We start from the raw sequence: 13,264 nt of genomic DNA, 5'->3' as shown, positions 1-13,264 counted from the left end.
AGGTTTTAGTATTCCGTTTCGGTATCAGTATAAGAGCAAACTTTGGCCATTGTCAATAACTTGATCACAAAAAAGAAAATCCAATATTCATTTCTCCCATCCGTATCAGCTCATTTTTTTAAGCAATCAGGCAATACCACCTCTGGCCAGAGAAGACGTATCTTCAGCTAACTTTTAAACAAATTTAGGGTTGTCACACAAATGAATATCACTGTACAGCCTTACAGGATTGTAACCGTTGAAGGGCAAAACCTGGATTGCTGAATCTCACTACATTTATGGATTTTTTTGGGATTAGTGCGTCTTCAAACTCTAACAAGCTAGATCATAATGGAATTTAACGTCAAAAAAATCCTTATTTGGGACGATTCTAGCTTTGCTTGCTGAACAGTATTATTCAGATGGAGCAGCATTGTCAAAACACAAAATAGAAAGTTTGCCATGGTGATAGGCGGCTTTGAGAATCAGACAGAAGCCGAGGAACTGCTACAGCAAATTGCAAGTCGGGAAGATCATGTTCAACAACTTTTTGTGGACAGCTGGATGAGTAATGAAAACCCTAAATAACGCCCCGCAAGCGTTCGTGTCAACTACAGCATACCATAGAAAAGCCGGCGGTCCTGAGACCACCGGCTCTTGCTTCTAAACAGATAACGCTGTTTTCGAAAATATTTTCTTATCCCAAACTTTTCTTAGCTTGTTCGAGTAAGTTGGATACATAATCGGCTTTTTCGTCCGAATAAGAGAGCAGTGTAGTATATCCTTTATGGATAGCGTTGAGTTTTTTTTCACAATATTGCTGGGCTGCATGCGGGTTATCTCTTAAGTAATTTCTGATGAGAAGGTTATTAACCCATTGCTCGCCATTCCAAATGACGACGGCAAGATTATAGGCATGTTCTTGGCGTTTTCGAAAATATAATCTTCCCTTTACACCCGTTTCTCCAAACCCTTCATAACCAAGTTTTATTAGTTTGTTAGTGACGTAGCTGTTCAACTCAAGCGTTTTCACGCCGATCAAAAGATCAATAATCGGTTTTGCAAACATTCCATGTACCGAGGTGCTGCCGAAATGCTCTATGTCGATAACATCGTCTCCAAAAGCTTTTAAAAGGTTTACTTTTTCATTTTGAAATAAAATAGGCCACTGTTCATCATAAGGAACTAGACTAATAATCTCATCAATTCCCATTCCCAATTTCACTCCCTTTATTTGGTGTATTGTATCGCACGAAGAGAATGAAAACAACCAAAATATCAGGCGCTTGTTCATAATGCCTTGAGGGGACATGGCGTCCTGCTGCTCTGCCCCGCAAAATGAACGAACAAAACGGTTTTTACAACAATTTTAAGGATAAGGGAAAATTGGGTATGATATAATACAACATTGAATTCGAAAGGAAACGGAGTGTAATGATTTCATCATGATAAAGCATGTGCTTCTCGCTGACGATAATGCAAATATCAGAAAGCTCGTTCGATATGCTATGACAAAGGAAGGCTATCAGGTGCATGAAGCCCAGGATGGCCTGGAAGCGGTCAAATTGCTGGAACAAGAACCTATAGATCTGACGGTTATTGATATTATGATGCCTGGATTGGATGGTTTCGATCTGTGCGATTATATTAGGACGAACTACGATATTCCTATCATCATGCTCACTGCATTGGATCAGCTATCGGACAAAAAACAGGGCTATTTGCGAGGAACGGACGATTATGTAACGAAACCGTTCGACGCGGAAGAACTGGTTTTTCGGGTTAAGGCGCTCTTTCGCCGCTATCATCGAACTTCCAGCGACATCATTCGGTTGAATCGAATTGTGATCGACCGGAAAAATGTAGAAGTAACGGATGGTCAATCCGTATTCATTATGCCTATGAAAGAATTCGAGCTGCTTTCACAGCTTGCGCAGTATCCGGGGCGGCTTTTCTCCCGCGATGAACTGATTCGCCTTGTCTGGGGAGCGGACTACGAAGGCGACGACAATACCGTTAGTGTCCATATTAAACGATTGCGCCAACGTTTTGCTGATTATACAGAGGATTTCAAGATTCAGACGGTGCGAGGTATCGGTTACAAGATTGAAGTGAAAGCGCGGTGAGTTCGTTGTACTTACGAGTCTTCTTAACTACGGTGGCTGTTATCCTTGCCAGCAGCATACTGGGATTTATGTTATCGAATACCTACTATCATGTAAAACTGAAGCCCTACAATGACGAGAAGCTGGTAAACATTGTAAAGCAAATGAAGCAATATGTTGAGAAAACACCTGACAGCATCGATTTCTATTTGCAAAATGCGGCGTCGCTTGGTTATGAAATTTATGTGACGGATGGGCAAGGCGATGATCGATTCTATGGACGTGAATTCCGGGTGCGGGATCTGAACGAGCAAGCTATAGATTTAGTATTGGCAGGGAAGGTGTATCACGGTGTCGCCCAGTTCCCAAACAAATGGTTTATCACCGGCTTCTTCGATAATCGGTTGAGCAATACAGTCGGAATTCTTGTTCAGTTCGGCAATAAAAATTATGCCTTATTTATGCGCCCCGATGTGATTCTACAGTTTGGCGAACTGCGCATGTTCTTCGCATTGATTGGCCTTCTCACTGTCGCAATAAGCATCTTACTGTTTTTAATCAGTACCAGATATTTGGTTAAGCCGCTTACACGTCTGTCTGATGCGACAAAACAAATTGCCCAAGGCAACTATAATCTTACATTGCCGACCAAAAGACGAGATGAAATCGGGCAATTGGCCGGACATTTCATGATCATGAGCCGTGAATTGGAGCGAGTCGACCAGTCACGCCAACAATTTGTGTCGAATGTATCGCATGAAATTCAATCTCCGCTCACTTCAATTCAAGGGTTCGCAAAAGTATTGGCTGAGCGTGATTTACCCCAAAAAGATCGTGAGCACTATTCAGCCATAATCGAAGAAGAAAGCCGCCATCTCTCTTTGCTTAGCAAACAGCTTCTATTGCTCTCATCCCTGGAACAAGGAAAAGCAACTTTATCCAAAACGGCTTTCTCGCTGCGGAGCCAAATTCGCCAAGCGGTCCAAATACTGCAATGGCAACTGGACGAGAAGGAACTGTTGCTAAAAATGTCCGTGCCCGATTCAATTAAGATTTACGGAGACGAGGTATTTCTGATGCAAATATGGATGAACTTGATTAGCAACGCGGTGAATCATATCCCCCCTGGAAGAACTATTGATATACGAGCAAAGCAAACAGGCTCTGAATGTTTGATTTATATTCGGGATACAGGAAACGGAATTCCACCGGAACATTTACCATTTATTTTTGATCGGTTCTACCGTGTGGATGCTGCACGAAAGCCTTCTTCCGGACGATCAGGGCTTGGGCTGGCGATTGTGAAAAAAATTGTCCAAATCCACGGAGGCCGCATAGAAGTGGTCAGTTCGAATGAAGGAACACTCTTTACAGTGGCATTGCCTCATTTGTAACATGCCGTTCATTTGTTGTTCATTTTCGCTTCCTATACTTTTGTCATAGACAAAGGAGGGAAGCAAAAATGTTTTTAGCTATTCGTGAAATGAGATTTGCTAAGGCTCGGTATTTGTTAATTGCTACGATTATGGTGCTTGTATCATTTCTTGTTTTGTTCGTTACCGGCCTGGCGCAGGGGTTGGCGTATGATAACGCGGCTTCCATTAAGAATATGGCTGCAACTCATTTTATCATGGAGCAGGATTCAGATCACCGATTTACCCGGTCTCAAATTGATCAGAGTCTGCTTGCAGAAGCCGGTTTAATCGCAGGCGCAGAGAATGCTGAGCCGCTCGGCGTGAAAATGACGACAGTCATTCCGGCGGGAGACACGCAAAAGATTGACGTTACTTTGCTCGCCATTAACCCGGGAGGTTGGTTAGAGCCAAAAGTAACCGAAGGATCGCCCCTTTCGGATGAGGCAAAAGGACGTGTGCTCGTTGATAAAACCATGGCTGACTATGGTGTGAAGATTGGGACAACCATTGAAGATCAAGCTTCGGGAACGAAATGGATTGTAAACGGATTTGTCAAAAATGAGTCTTTCAGCCATACGCCGGCTGTTTTCTTAAACAAGCAGGATTGGGTTAATCTGCAGGCGCAGGCGCAGGCCCGCCAAGGGGCCGATCCGGCAAGCAGCATAGTATTTAACGCAATTGCTATTAAAGGCGTGCCGGAAAAAGTTAAGGACCTTCAGGCCGCGCTGCCTAATACGGAAGTCGTTACGAAATCCGAGGCAGTTTCGGCAATCCCCGGGTACAAAGAGGAGCAGGGCTCGCTAATGATGATGATTGCATTCTTGTTTGTTATCTCTGCTTTTGTATTGGCCGTATTTTTTTATGTCATTACGATTCAGAAAACCAGTCAATTCGGGATACTGAAGGCTATTGGCACACGTACAGCTTATTTAGCCGGGAGTGTGGCATCGCAGGTGCTTGCTTTATCCGTCGGCAGTTTGTTTATCAGTGTCATATTGCTTCAGCTGTTTGAGTCCATTTTACCAAGCTCCATGCCTTTTCAATTAGGATATTCCACATTGCTGTTAACTTGTTTGATTTTTGTAGCAATGTCTTTGGCCGGTTCTTTATTTTCGGTATGGAAAGTCACTAAAATCGATGCCTTGGATGCGATTGGGAGGACCGTAGCATGAGAAACAGACTTGAATTGCAGGAGATTACACGAACTTTTGAAGATGGCGGCACAGAAAGAAACATTTTGGATCAGTTAAGTCTTGAGGTGGCTGAAAGCGAGCTTGTCGCGGTTATGGGCCCGTCAGGATCAGGCAAAAGCACATTTTTGTCCATAGCCGGCGCACTGCTTGAACCAACGAGCGGGGATGTTCTGCTTGACGGTGAGTCCATTATTGGAAAAACGAAGCAGGATCTTTCTGAAATGCGGCTTCGTAAAATAGGATTTATATTTCAGAGCGCCAACCTGGTTCCCTATTTGAAAGTAGAAGAACAGTTGTTGCTGGTAGCCAAGCTATCCGGAATGAAGAAGGCACGGGCGGCTGAGCGGGCCAAAGAGTTGCTCGATAGAGTAGGATTGTCTCATCGACTAAATGCATATCCTGAGAAACTTTCAGGCGGTGAGCGGCAGCGGGTCGCTATCGCAAGAGCCTTAATGAATGACCCCGCCGTCCTTTTCGCGGATGAACCAACGGCAAGCTTAGATGCATCACGCGGGCTTGATATAGTAAGTATGATCGCAAAGCAAATCAAACATCAGAAAAAGAGCGCGGTTATTGTTACACATGATGACCGAATATTGCCGTTTTGCGATCGCGTGTTTTTCCTTGAAGAGGGAAAGCTGGTCCAAAAATAAAAAAGCCTCTTAAAAATGTTTTTTGCACTAACGGAGAACAATAGTGGAATGAATGAAACGGGAGCTGCGGTAGCGGCTCCCGTTTTTTATCGTGAAATGAATGTGTCGGATACCCATTCATTTTCATTTACAAAAGTTACCCAACACTTTACAGTCCCATAACCATGTGAACTTTCGTGAGAGTTAGGATGAGCTTGTTCAAAGTTTGGAGGTGAGAAAATTAGAGCGCCGATTACTTGATGCGCAGGATCATGAACGACGAACTCGCCACCGGTGTTAATGAACAGGTCTGTTGTAGAAAATTCCATTCAAAGTAATCGTTCAAAATACAGGATATCGCATGTTTACAAAAGTTTTATTTGACTTGCTGACGGGCACTACCAACAAGGTGGTGTCCATTGTATTTATTAGGCAACAATTTAAAGAGAACAATTCTGAGATGTGGTTTTTATGTTGTGAATTCCACCTAAATACAATATCAGAATGTAATTACGTTGTTATTGGATTGTAAATATTCGAAAAGCAAAGTTAAATATGTCGCTTTCCCATGGATTCTTTGGTGTGATTCAGTTAAGATAAATGTAATGGAATACATAAAGGGTGTGGAGGGTAAGGATGCATTCTTCCTATAGCGAAGTGGAGAAAAGAAGGAATGAGATATTGCAGGAATTAGAGGAACGCGACAAAGTCTATGTAAAAAAGCTTGCCGAAAAATTCGGTGTGACAACCGAGACCATTCGGCGAGACCTGGACAAGTTGGAGAGTCTGAACAAATTAAAAAAAATATTTGGCGGAGCGATCAAAACGAGCCACCAAAAGCTGGAATGGGTATATAACGATCGAGAGTCGATCAATATGGAAGTCAAAAGAAAACTGGCTGCCGAGGCCGCCAAATGGGTGGAGGACAATGATATTATATTCCTCCAGGCAGGGAGCACCATTGCCCAAATGCCGTCTTTCTTAAGAGACAAAAAGGAGCTTACGGTGGTCAGCAATTCTGTTCCGATCATTTTTGAATTCGCTCAATATAAGCGAAATGGGGAATTTGATGGCCGAGTGATTCAGATTGGCGGAGAGCTTCAAGTTTCTTCGATGGGAATGTCAGGCGTACTTGCTCAAGACATGTTAAGGGGCATTTCCGTAAACAAAGCTTTTTTTTCCTGCGGGGGGTTTACACCTGAAAATATCAGTACGTTTCAGAGTGAGAGCGCGATAATGATGAAAAGCTTGTTGGCTCATAGCCAAAAGAAAGTACTGGTAGCGGATGCTTCCAAAATGGGCGTCAATCATCTGTATAAAGTAACCGCCCTACATAATGTGGACATGATTATTACGGATACGGACTTGCCGGAAGAATGGAAATCACACACCGAATTGTCCTCATTACAATGGATTCCTATTTAAATTTAAGAAAAATGCGAAAAAAACAACACGTCGTTTGGAAACAAATGATGTGTTGTTTTTTATTTTTGTTTATATTGGATTTTATAAAATTTACAATATAAATATGTTGTTTTTACACTCGATTCACATTTTGGTGTTACGATTCCCTTGTAGAAACCACATGAAACGAAAGGAGAAGCCAACCATTGAATTATCAACTGAGTGATCGTGTCCGTGCGTTTAATCCTTATATCGGAGCGGAATTAAGAGATAAAGTCGAAATGCTTCGCCGATCAGGCCGCAAGCTTATCGCGCTTAACGTGGGGGAACCGGATTTTCCCACACCGGTCCATATCGCTCATGCAGGTATAGAAGCGATCCATCAATCGATGCCAAGGAGTGCACATGGATAAACATTTGGTTTGGGGAAGGAAGAGGGGTTTGAGCAGGCAAACGGTGAGAAACAAAACAAGCATAGCCAAATGGGCGTATACGAATTTAACTGCTTATTTATTGGTTTTTCCAGCCATTATTCTTCTTGTTGTATTTCATCTTTATCCGATGGGTATGACATTTTTTCTGAGCCTGACGGACTGGAATCTGATTACCCCTGATTTTAATTGGATTTTCGCAGGCAATTATTTGCGGATGTTTACTTCGTCCGAATTTTGGAGTGTCGTTGGAAACACGTTTATATTTGGTATCTTCTCAGTTGGTTTTACGGTCTTGCTGGCTACTGTACTGGCTGTTGTACTGGACGAAAAACTGCGGGGCGTCAGATTGTTTCGTTCGGTCGTATTTTTGCCCTATATTACGCCTATGGCGGCTATTGGAACCCTATGGGTATGGATGTACAATCAGAATTTTGGTCTGATCAACTGGGTGCTGGATTTCTTCTCTATTCCTCCCGCTCCTTGGCTGGCAAAGCCGGGATGGGCCATGGCTGCGCTAATCATTACGAAAGTCTGGAAGGTGGTAGGCTACTACATGGTGATTCTGCTGGCCGGCAAGCAAAACATAGCGGACTCCCTGTATGAAGCGGCCAAGATGGATGGAGCGGGAAGGCTGCAGTTGTTTACCCGGATTACGCTGCCGCTGCTCTCTCCTTATATCTTCTTTGTACTGATCGTCGCGTTAATTGGCTCTTTTGAAGATTTCGATCTGCTGTTTACGATGACCCGTGGCAGGCCGGCAGAAAGCACAAATATGATCATTTATTACATTTACCAGCATGCCTTTGAATTTTTTGATATTGGCTATGCTTCCGCAGCCTCATCGGTGCTTTTTGTTATCCTTGTGCTCATCACATTTATCCAGATGAAGGTCTCCAAAAGGTGGGTGCACTATCAATGAGATTGAGGCAATTTGCATTTAGATGGTTCGGATTCGCCCTTTTGAGTCTTTTTTCAATCGTTATATTATTTCCTTTTATATGGATGTTGAGCAGTTCATTAAAGAGCGCTGATCAAGTGTACGTGTTTCCTCCTACGTTGATCCCGGAAGTGTTCCGCTGGGAAAACTACGTGGAAATATGGAAATTGGCTCCGCTGGCCCGGTATCTATTCAATAGCCTATTTACAGCAAGCGCCACTATCATGGTGCAACTGCTGTTGATCATCCCGGCTTCTTATGCTTTTGCCAGGCTGCGGTTTAAGGGAAGCGGTTTTCTTTTTCTCTTGGTTCTCGCTACCATGATGATTCCGGACCAAGTTACGTTTATCCCTAATTTTTTGACGGTCAAACAACTCGGTTGGGTGGATACGTATATGGGCTTGATCGCGCCATTCACCGTAAAAGCCTTTGGCATATTTATGCTGAGGCAAGCCTTTATGCAAGTGCCGAAAGAGCTTGAGGAAGCCGCCATTCTCGATGGCTGCGGACACACCAGAATCATGCGCCATCTCATGATGCCTTTATCGGGAGCAGCTGTTGTGACGTATATCTTGTTGTCCTTTATCTGGAATTACAATGAATTGTTTTGGCCGCTCATTGTAACCAACAATGAAAATTTGCGGACAGTTCAGCTAGGACTATCGCGATTTATGGAAGAAGGCGGCGGAGGGAGCGGAGGAACGCAGTGGAATCTGGTCATGGCCGCTGCTGCAGTTATTATCGCTCCATTAGCCGTATTATTCATTTCCATGCAGAAGTTTATTGTAAAAGGCGTGGCCACTACGGGTTTAAAGTAAGCGATATGCCATTATAAGAAAAATGTCTATCGACGTACTTTCACAGAAGACAGACCGCGTTTAGCGGAAGTTTTTCTTGCGATACCAGGTAGCTTATCCCAGGAAGTTTATTCTTTCTGATATCTAAAAAACGAGGTGAAACCATTGAAACGTAAATTCATTAAAAGTGTTATCATGGCGTCAAGTTTGGTTATGTTGCTTGCAGGTTGCGGGCAAGAAGCTTCGTCTTCCACCACATCACAGCAAAATAACAAGCAGGGAAGTCCGGTGGAAATTGAGTTTTGGTACGGCAATAGCGGCGTGATCGGGGAAACCACCAAAGATTTGGTCGAACAATTTAATCAATCGCAAGATGAAGTGAAGGTCAATGCGGTGTTCCAGGAAAGTACGAATAATATCGGCAAGAAATTATTGACGGCAATTGTGGGCAATTCTGTACCGGATGTTGTTCAGTTGAACGCCAGATTCTGGCCGTCCTTTGCTTACAATAAAGCATTGCTGCCGCTTGACCCTTATATTCAAAAGGATCCGGAGTTTAACTACAGCGATTTTGTAGACAGCTTTGTAGATAACACGTTAATCGAAGGAAAGACATACACCCTTCCCTTCAACCGGAGTACACCGATCTTGTATTACAATAAAGATATCGTGAAGGAGATCGGGCTTGATCCGGAGCACCCGGTATCCACTTGGGACGAAATGATGGCCGCCGCGAAGAAAGCGACCGTCATCAAGGATGGGAAGACAGAACGATTCGGCTATGCGTCATTGCTGCCGCCCCTTTACTACTACTCGTTGATGTGGTCCAATGGTGGAGATATTCTTAGCCCGGATCAAAAGGATGTTGTGATCGACCAAGCGCCGGCGATTCAAGGTCTGGAAATGTATCGGAAAATGATATATGACGATAAAACCATGATGCAGCCTCTCGGCGGGAATAGAGACGGCGATCAGGAAATGATCAATTTTCAAAATGGCAAGGTAGCTTTCCTGCTGGCCTCGACAGGGGACCTGAACCAGATCCAAAACAATGTCAAGTTTAAGCTTGGCGTCGATTTTGTGCCAAAGTTTAAAGAATATGCCGTTCCTTCGACTTCCGGGGGAAATCTCGCGATTGTGGCGAAGGCCCCGAAGGAAAAGCAAGATGCGGCCTGGAAGTTCATGAAGTTTCTTACCGATAAGCAGCAAACCATTTATTTTGCCCAGCATACCGGATATATGCCGATTCGAAAATCTGCCGTTAAAGCGCCTGAAATGGTGAAGTTTTATACAGAAAATCCGTTCTTCAAAATCACTGTCGACCAACTTCCCTACGGTAAGGGAATCCCGGTCGTGCCTAACTTCGAAAAGATTGAGACTGAAATCCAAAATGCGCTCGGAAAAACCTATGCCGAAAATGTTCCGGCCCAGGAATCGATGAAGGAAGCTGCCGACAAGATACGTGAGCTGTTGAAGGAATAGAGTGCAGCTAAAAAACGAATGACTATTTAATAGAAAAGGACTGAGAACCATGGGGAAAACGACTGAGAAGAAAAGTCCTTCGGGACGGCGGGTACTCATTATCGGAACGGACGGATTAAGGCCCGATCAGGTTAATGCCGACACGATGCCTACTTATTGCCGGTTAATGGAAAGCGGCACGGTGTTCAAATCTTTTTATTCTGCTTATCCATCGCTGACACGGGTGTGCATGGCCTCATTAACCACTGGATCCTATCCGGGGCAGCATGGTGTGATGGGCAATCTCATGTACTCGCCTCGTTTTTCGGAAGACGGACTGCTCCAGACAGGTGACCATCGGGAAATATTGCAATTCCAGCAGCGAACGGGGGAAGAGCTGCTCTTGCGTCCGACGCTCGGGGACCGATTGGCCCAAGCGAACTTGCGTTTGACGGTTTCGGCCGGAAGTTCACCAGGAGCTTCATTGATCTGGAATTTTAACCATCCGCATCATGTCATGAATCCGTCTACCGACTATGGTTTCCCGGAGCTTAGTGAATTGCATGCTGCGCGAGGCCCGGCCGCTGACGAAACCGATGTCTCGATCCGAAAGAAGGAGCGCACTTTATGGGCCGTTCGGACGCTCATTGAACAGCAATTGCCCGATGAGCAGAATACCGTTATGGTGCTGTGGCTTCCCGAACCGGACGAAACGCAACATTTTTGCGGCATCGGTTCGCAAGAGGCTAAACAAGCCCAAAGGCTAGTGGATCAATGTTTGTCCGAGATTTTGGAGGCTGTCTCGCGACTTGGCCTCGAGGATGAATTAGATATCATGCTCATCAGCGATCACGGACATTCGACAGCTAACATGGTCGGTAGTCTGGAGGATTATTTGGATCAAGCCCGGAAAGAATTGAAAAGAGAATTGAATTTGACCGCGGTGGACGCTTTCATTTATGGGAACGAAAATCAAGTCGAGGAATTGCAGGCGCTCGCTGACTGGCTATCCGCTCAACCCTGGTGCGGTATGCTATTGGCGAGAGAACCGCTTCATCAGCAACTGAAAAATGCTCTGCCTTTGAGTGCGGTGATCGGAAGCATTACTCACGAGAGAGCCCCTCTGTTGGCCGTTGTTCCAGCGTGGACCGATGAATTAAATCAGGATGGCATTCAAGGAGTTGTTCATTATTTAAACACCAAAACGGAGAATAAAGCCTACCATGGCTCTATCCGGAACGGGGATATGCGGCCGTTTTGCATGGGATTCGGCCCAAGCTTTAAAAAAGGTCATGTGACGGACATTCCGGCAGGTATTATTGACATTGCGCCAACGGCTTTGCACTTGGTTGGAGTTACGGGTGAAAGCGGCTTTACAGGAAGGGTTTTATTTGAAGGTCTGAAAGGTTGCGAAGAGCAGGCGGTTCAGCACGACGCTGTTAAGTATGAAGAATTATATGCGGATTCCGAACGAGCAAAAGGAATTCGGATCGCTGATGTGAATGGATCGACATATCTCACCGATTGTTTTTGTGAAAATACAAGTAACGCTCTTTCGAAAGCCGCAAAGAAAGGATGAGATACGATGCCGACAAAATTTTGGGATAACAAGGAAGCCGAAATACTCGACCTGATTGAGAAGCTTGTCAATATCGATAGCGGTACGTTTTATAAAGCGGGTGTGGATCAGGTGGGGAATGTGCTGGCCTCTGCTTATCAGGCTCTTGGATTTCAGGTTGCGGTCGATCAGCAGTCTGAGCGGGGGGATCATTTGGTCATTGTTCATCCTGAGAAACAGCACCCGGACATCTTGATTATTGGACATATGGACACGGTATTTCCTGTGGGCACCGCACAAAGCCGGCCATTTTCACGCGATGAATCCTATGCTTACGGACCCGGCATATATGATATGAAGGCCAGCTTGGTCATGACGCTGTTTGCGATAAAATCATTGATTGAACAAGGCGACGAGAGTTTCAAGCGGGTCAAAATCATTCTGAATTCGGATGAAGAGCACGGTTCGATTTTTTCCAGGGAATTGATTGAGCGGGAAGCGGCGAGCGTTAAGTATGCTTTAATTGTTGAACCGAGCGATATGACGGGGAGGCTTATAACCGGCCGACGCGGCGGCGGTAAATTCGAATTGCATGTAACCGGTAAGGCGGCGCATTCCGGGGAAGAACCGGAAAAGGGACGAAGCGCCATTGGCGAACTTGCGCATAAAATTATTCAACTTCATGCGCTGACTGATCCAAGTGCAGGCGTCCATGTCAATGTCGGGGTGATTAGCGGCGGAACGACTCCCAACACGATTGCTGCCCATGCCAAGGCCTCTATTGATGTACGAATGGAGACACCGGAACAGGCGGTGGAGTTGGAGCGCAAAATCAAACATATTTGCGGGGCGGCAACGATTGAAGGAACAACGTTAGTCTTGCAAGGCGGTATTACAAGACCTCCGATGATCAAAACTGCGAAATCTGAGCATTTATTAAATATCGTTCAAGAAGAAGCGATGCAGCTGGGAGAGTCGTTAACGGATATGAAAATCGGTTCAGGATCGGACGGTAACCTGACTGCGGCAGTAGGCGTAGCTACGATTGATGCGTTAGGTCCGCGTGGCGGTAACGCGCATACTGCGGAGGAGTTTTTGGATATCGAAAGCTTGGTGCCGAGAACAAGGCTCTTGGCTAACGTGATTAAACGATTAAGTCGTGAATAAATTATTTCTTTCCTAAGCCAAATGGGGAGGAGTAAGATCGAACGATTCTCGCTGCCGGTGCTGATGGACCGCACCCAAGGCAGAGGATACCCCCAATGTAAGAGACTATGATGCCACCCGGTTGAGCACGACAACCGGGTGGCATTTATTATGTCGGTAGGATCATGAAAAGGCCACTTCGT

13 protein-coding genes are annotated in these 13,264 nt (G+C 44.9%); 12 read left to right on the top strand and 1 reads right to left on the bottom strand.

Annotation, left to right across the window (positions count from 1 at the left end; translation table 11 throughout):
• Positions 1 to 441 precede the first annotated feature (441 nt).
• A complete protein-coding gene (locus BAZ21_RS29925) occupies positions 442 to 567 on the top strand; it encodes a hypothetical protein (protein WP_256022359.1) in 126 nt (41 codons plus the stop codon).
• 109 nt (positions 568 to 676) lie between these two features.
• On the opposite strand, the gene BAZ21_RS22875 is transcribed toward BAZ21_RS29925, so the two are convergent.
• The gene (locus BAZ21_RS22875; RefSeq protein WP_256022358.1) at positions 677 to 1,273 is read right to left on the bottom strand and encodes a GrpB family protein; all 597 of its coding nucleotides are present in this window, start codon (positions 1,271 to 1,273) and stop codon (positions 677 to 679) included.
• A gap of 148 nt (positions 1,274 to 1,421) precedes the next feature.
• Here BAZ21_RS22875 and BAZ21_RS22870 point away from each other — a divergent pair, with 148 nt between their 5' ends.
• The 11 genes from BAZ21_RS22870 to BAZ21_RS22820 all read left to right on the top strand — a co-directional run bounded on the left by BAZ21_RS22870 (position 1,422) and on the right by BAZ21_RS22820 (position 13,082).
• Positions 1,422 to 2,105, top strand: coding sequence for a response regulator transcription factor (locus tag BAZ21_RS22870; RefSeq protein WP_218061439.1), 684 nt, complete (start codon positions 1,422 to 1,424; stop codon positions 2,103 to 2,105).
• A complete protein-coding gene (locus tag BAZ21_RS22865) occupies positions 2,102 to 3,478 on the top strand; it encodes a sensor histidine kinase (protein WP_068505223.1) in 1,377 nt (458 codons plus the stop codon). Before BAZ21_RS22870 ends, BAZ21_RS22865 begins: the two co-directional genes overlap by 4 nt.
• 68 nt (positions 3,479 to 3,546) lie before the next feature.
• Positions 3,547 to 4,671, top strand: a complete 1,125-nt coding sequence (locus tag BAZ21_RS22860; RefSeq protein WP_068505222.1) for an ABC transporter permease — start codon at positions 3,547 to 3,549, stop codon at positions 4,669 to 4,671.
• Entirely contained in the window at positions 4,668 to 5,345 is a 678-nt protein-coding gene (locus BAZ21_RS22855; RefSeq protein WP_068505221.1) for an ABC transporter ATP-binding protein, read from the top strand. Before BAZ21_RS22860 ends, BAZ21_RS22855 begins: the two co-directional genes overlap by 4 nt.
• Positions 5,346 to 5,960: 615 nt before the next feature.
• On the top strand, positions 5,961 to 6,749 hold the full coding sequence (locus BAZ21_RS22850) for a DeoR/GlpR family DNA-binding transcription regulator (protein ID WP_068505220.1): 789 nt from the start codon (positions 5,961 to 5,963) through the stop codon (positions 6,747 to 6,749).
• Positions 6,750 to 6,934: 185 nt separating this feature from the next.
• Complete coding sequence (locus BAZ21_RS22845) at positions 6,935 to 7,141, top strand: hypothetical protein (protein WP_068505219.1); 207 nt, start codon at positions 6,935 to 6,937, stop codon at positions 7,139 to 7,141.
• A 43-nt stretch (positions 7,142 to 7,184) separates the two neighbouring features.
• Positions 7,185 to 8,081, top strand: a complete 897-nt coding sequence (locus tag BAZ21_RS22840) for a carbohydrate ABC transporter permease (RefSeq protein WP_068505233.1) — start codon at positions 7,185 to 7,187, stop codon at positions 8,079 to 8,081.
• 137 nt (positions 8,082 to 8,218) lie between these two features.
• Positions 8,219 to 8,917 carry a carbohydrate ABC transporter permease gene (locus BAZ21_RS22835; RefSeq protein WP_256022355.1) on the top strand — a complete coding sequence of 233 codons (699 nt, stop codon included), beginning with the start codon at positions 8,219 to 8,221 and terminating at the stop codon, positions 8,915 to 8,917.
• Between the two features lie 174 nt (positions 8,918 to 9,091).
• Complete coding sequence (locus BAZ21_RS22830) at positions 9,092 to 10,378, top strand: ABC transporter substrate-binding protein (protein ID WP_256022354.1); 1,287 nt, start codon at positions 9,092 to 9,094, stop codon at positions 10,376 to 10,378.
• Between the two features lie 49 nt (positions 10,379 to 10,427).
• Positions 10,428 to 11,936 carry an alkaline phosphatase family protein gene (locus BAZ21_RS22825; protein WP_068505216.1) on the top strand — a complete coding sequence of 503 codons (1,509 nt, stop codon included), beginning with the start codon at positions 10,428 to 10,430 and terminating at the stop codon, positions 11,934 to 11,936.
• Positions 11,937 to 11,942: 6 nt separating this feature from the next.
• On the top strand, positions 11,943 to 13,082 hold the full coding sequence (locus BAZ21_RS22820) for a M20 family metallopeptidase (RefSeq protein WP_068505215.1): 1,140 nt from the start codon (positions 11,943 to 11,945) through the stop codon (positions 13,080 to 13,082).
• Positions 13,083 to 13,264: the final 182 nt, after the last annotated feature.

Origin of the sequence: Paenibacillus kribbensis, assembly GCF_001705305.1 — a bacterium.
GTDB classification, from domain to species: domain Bacteria; phylum Bacillota; class Bacilli; order Paenibacillales; family Paenibacillaceae; genus Paenibacillus; species Paenibacillus kribbensis_B.
This window is presented reverse-complemented; position numbering and strand designations above follow the sequence as displayed.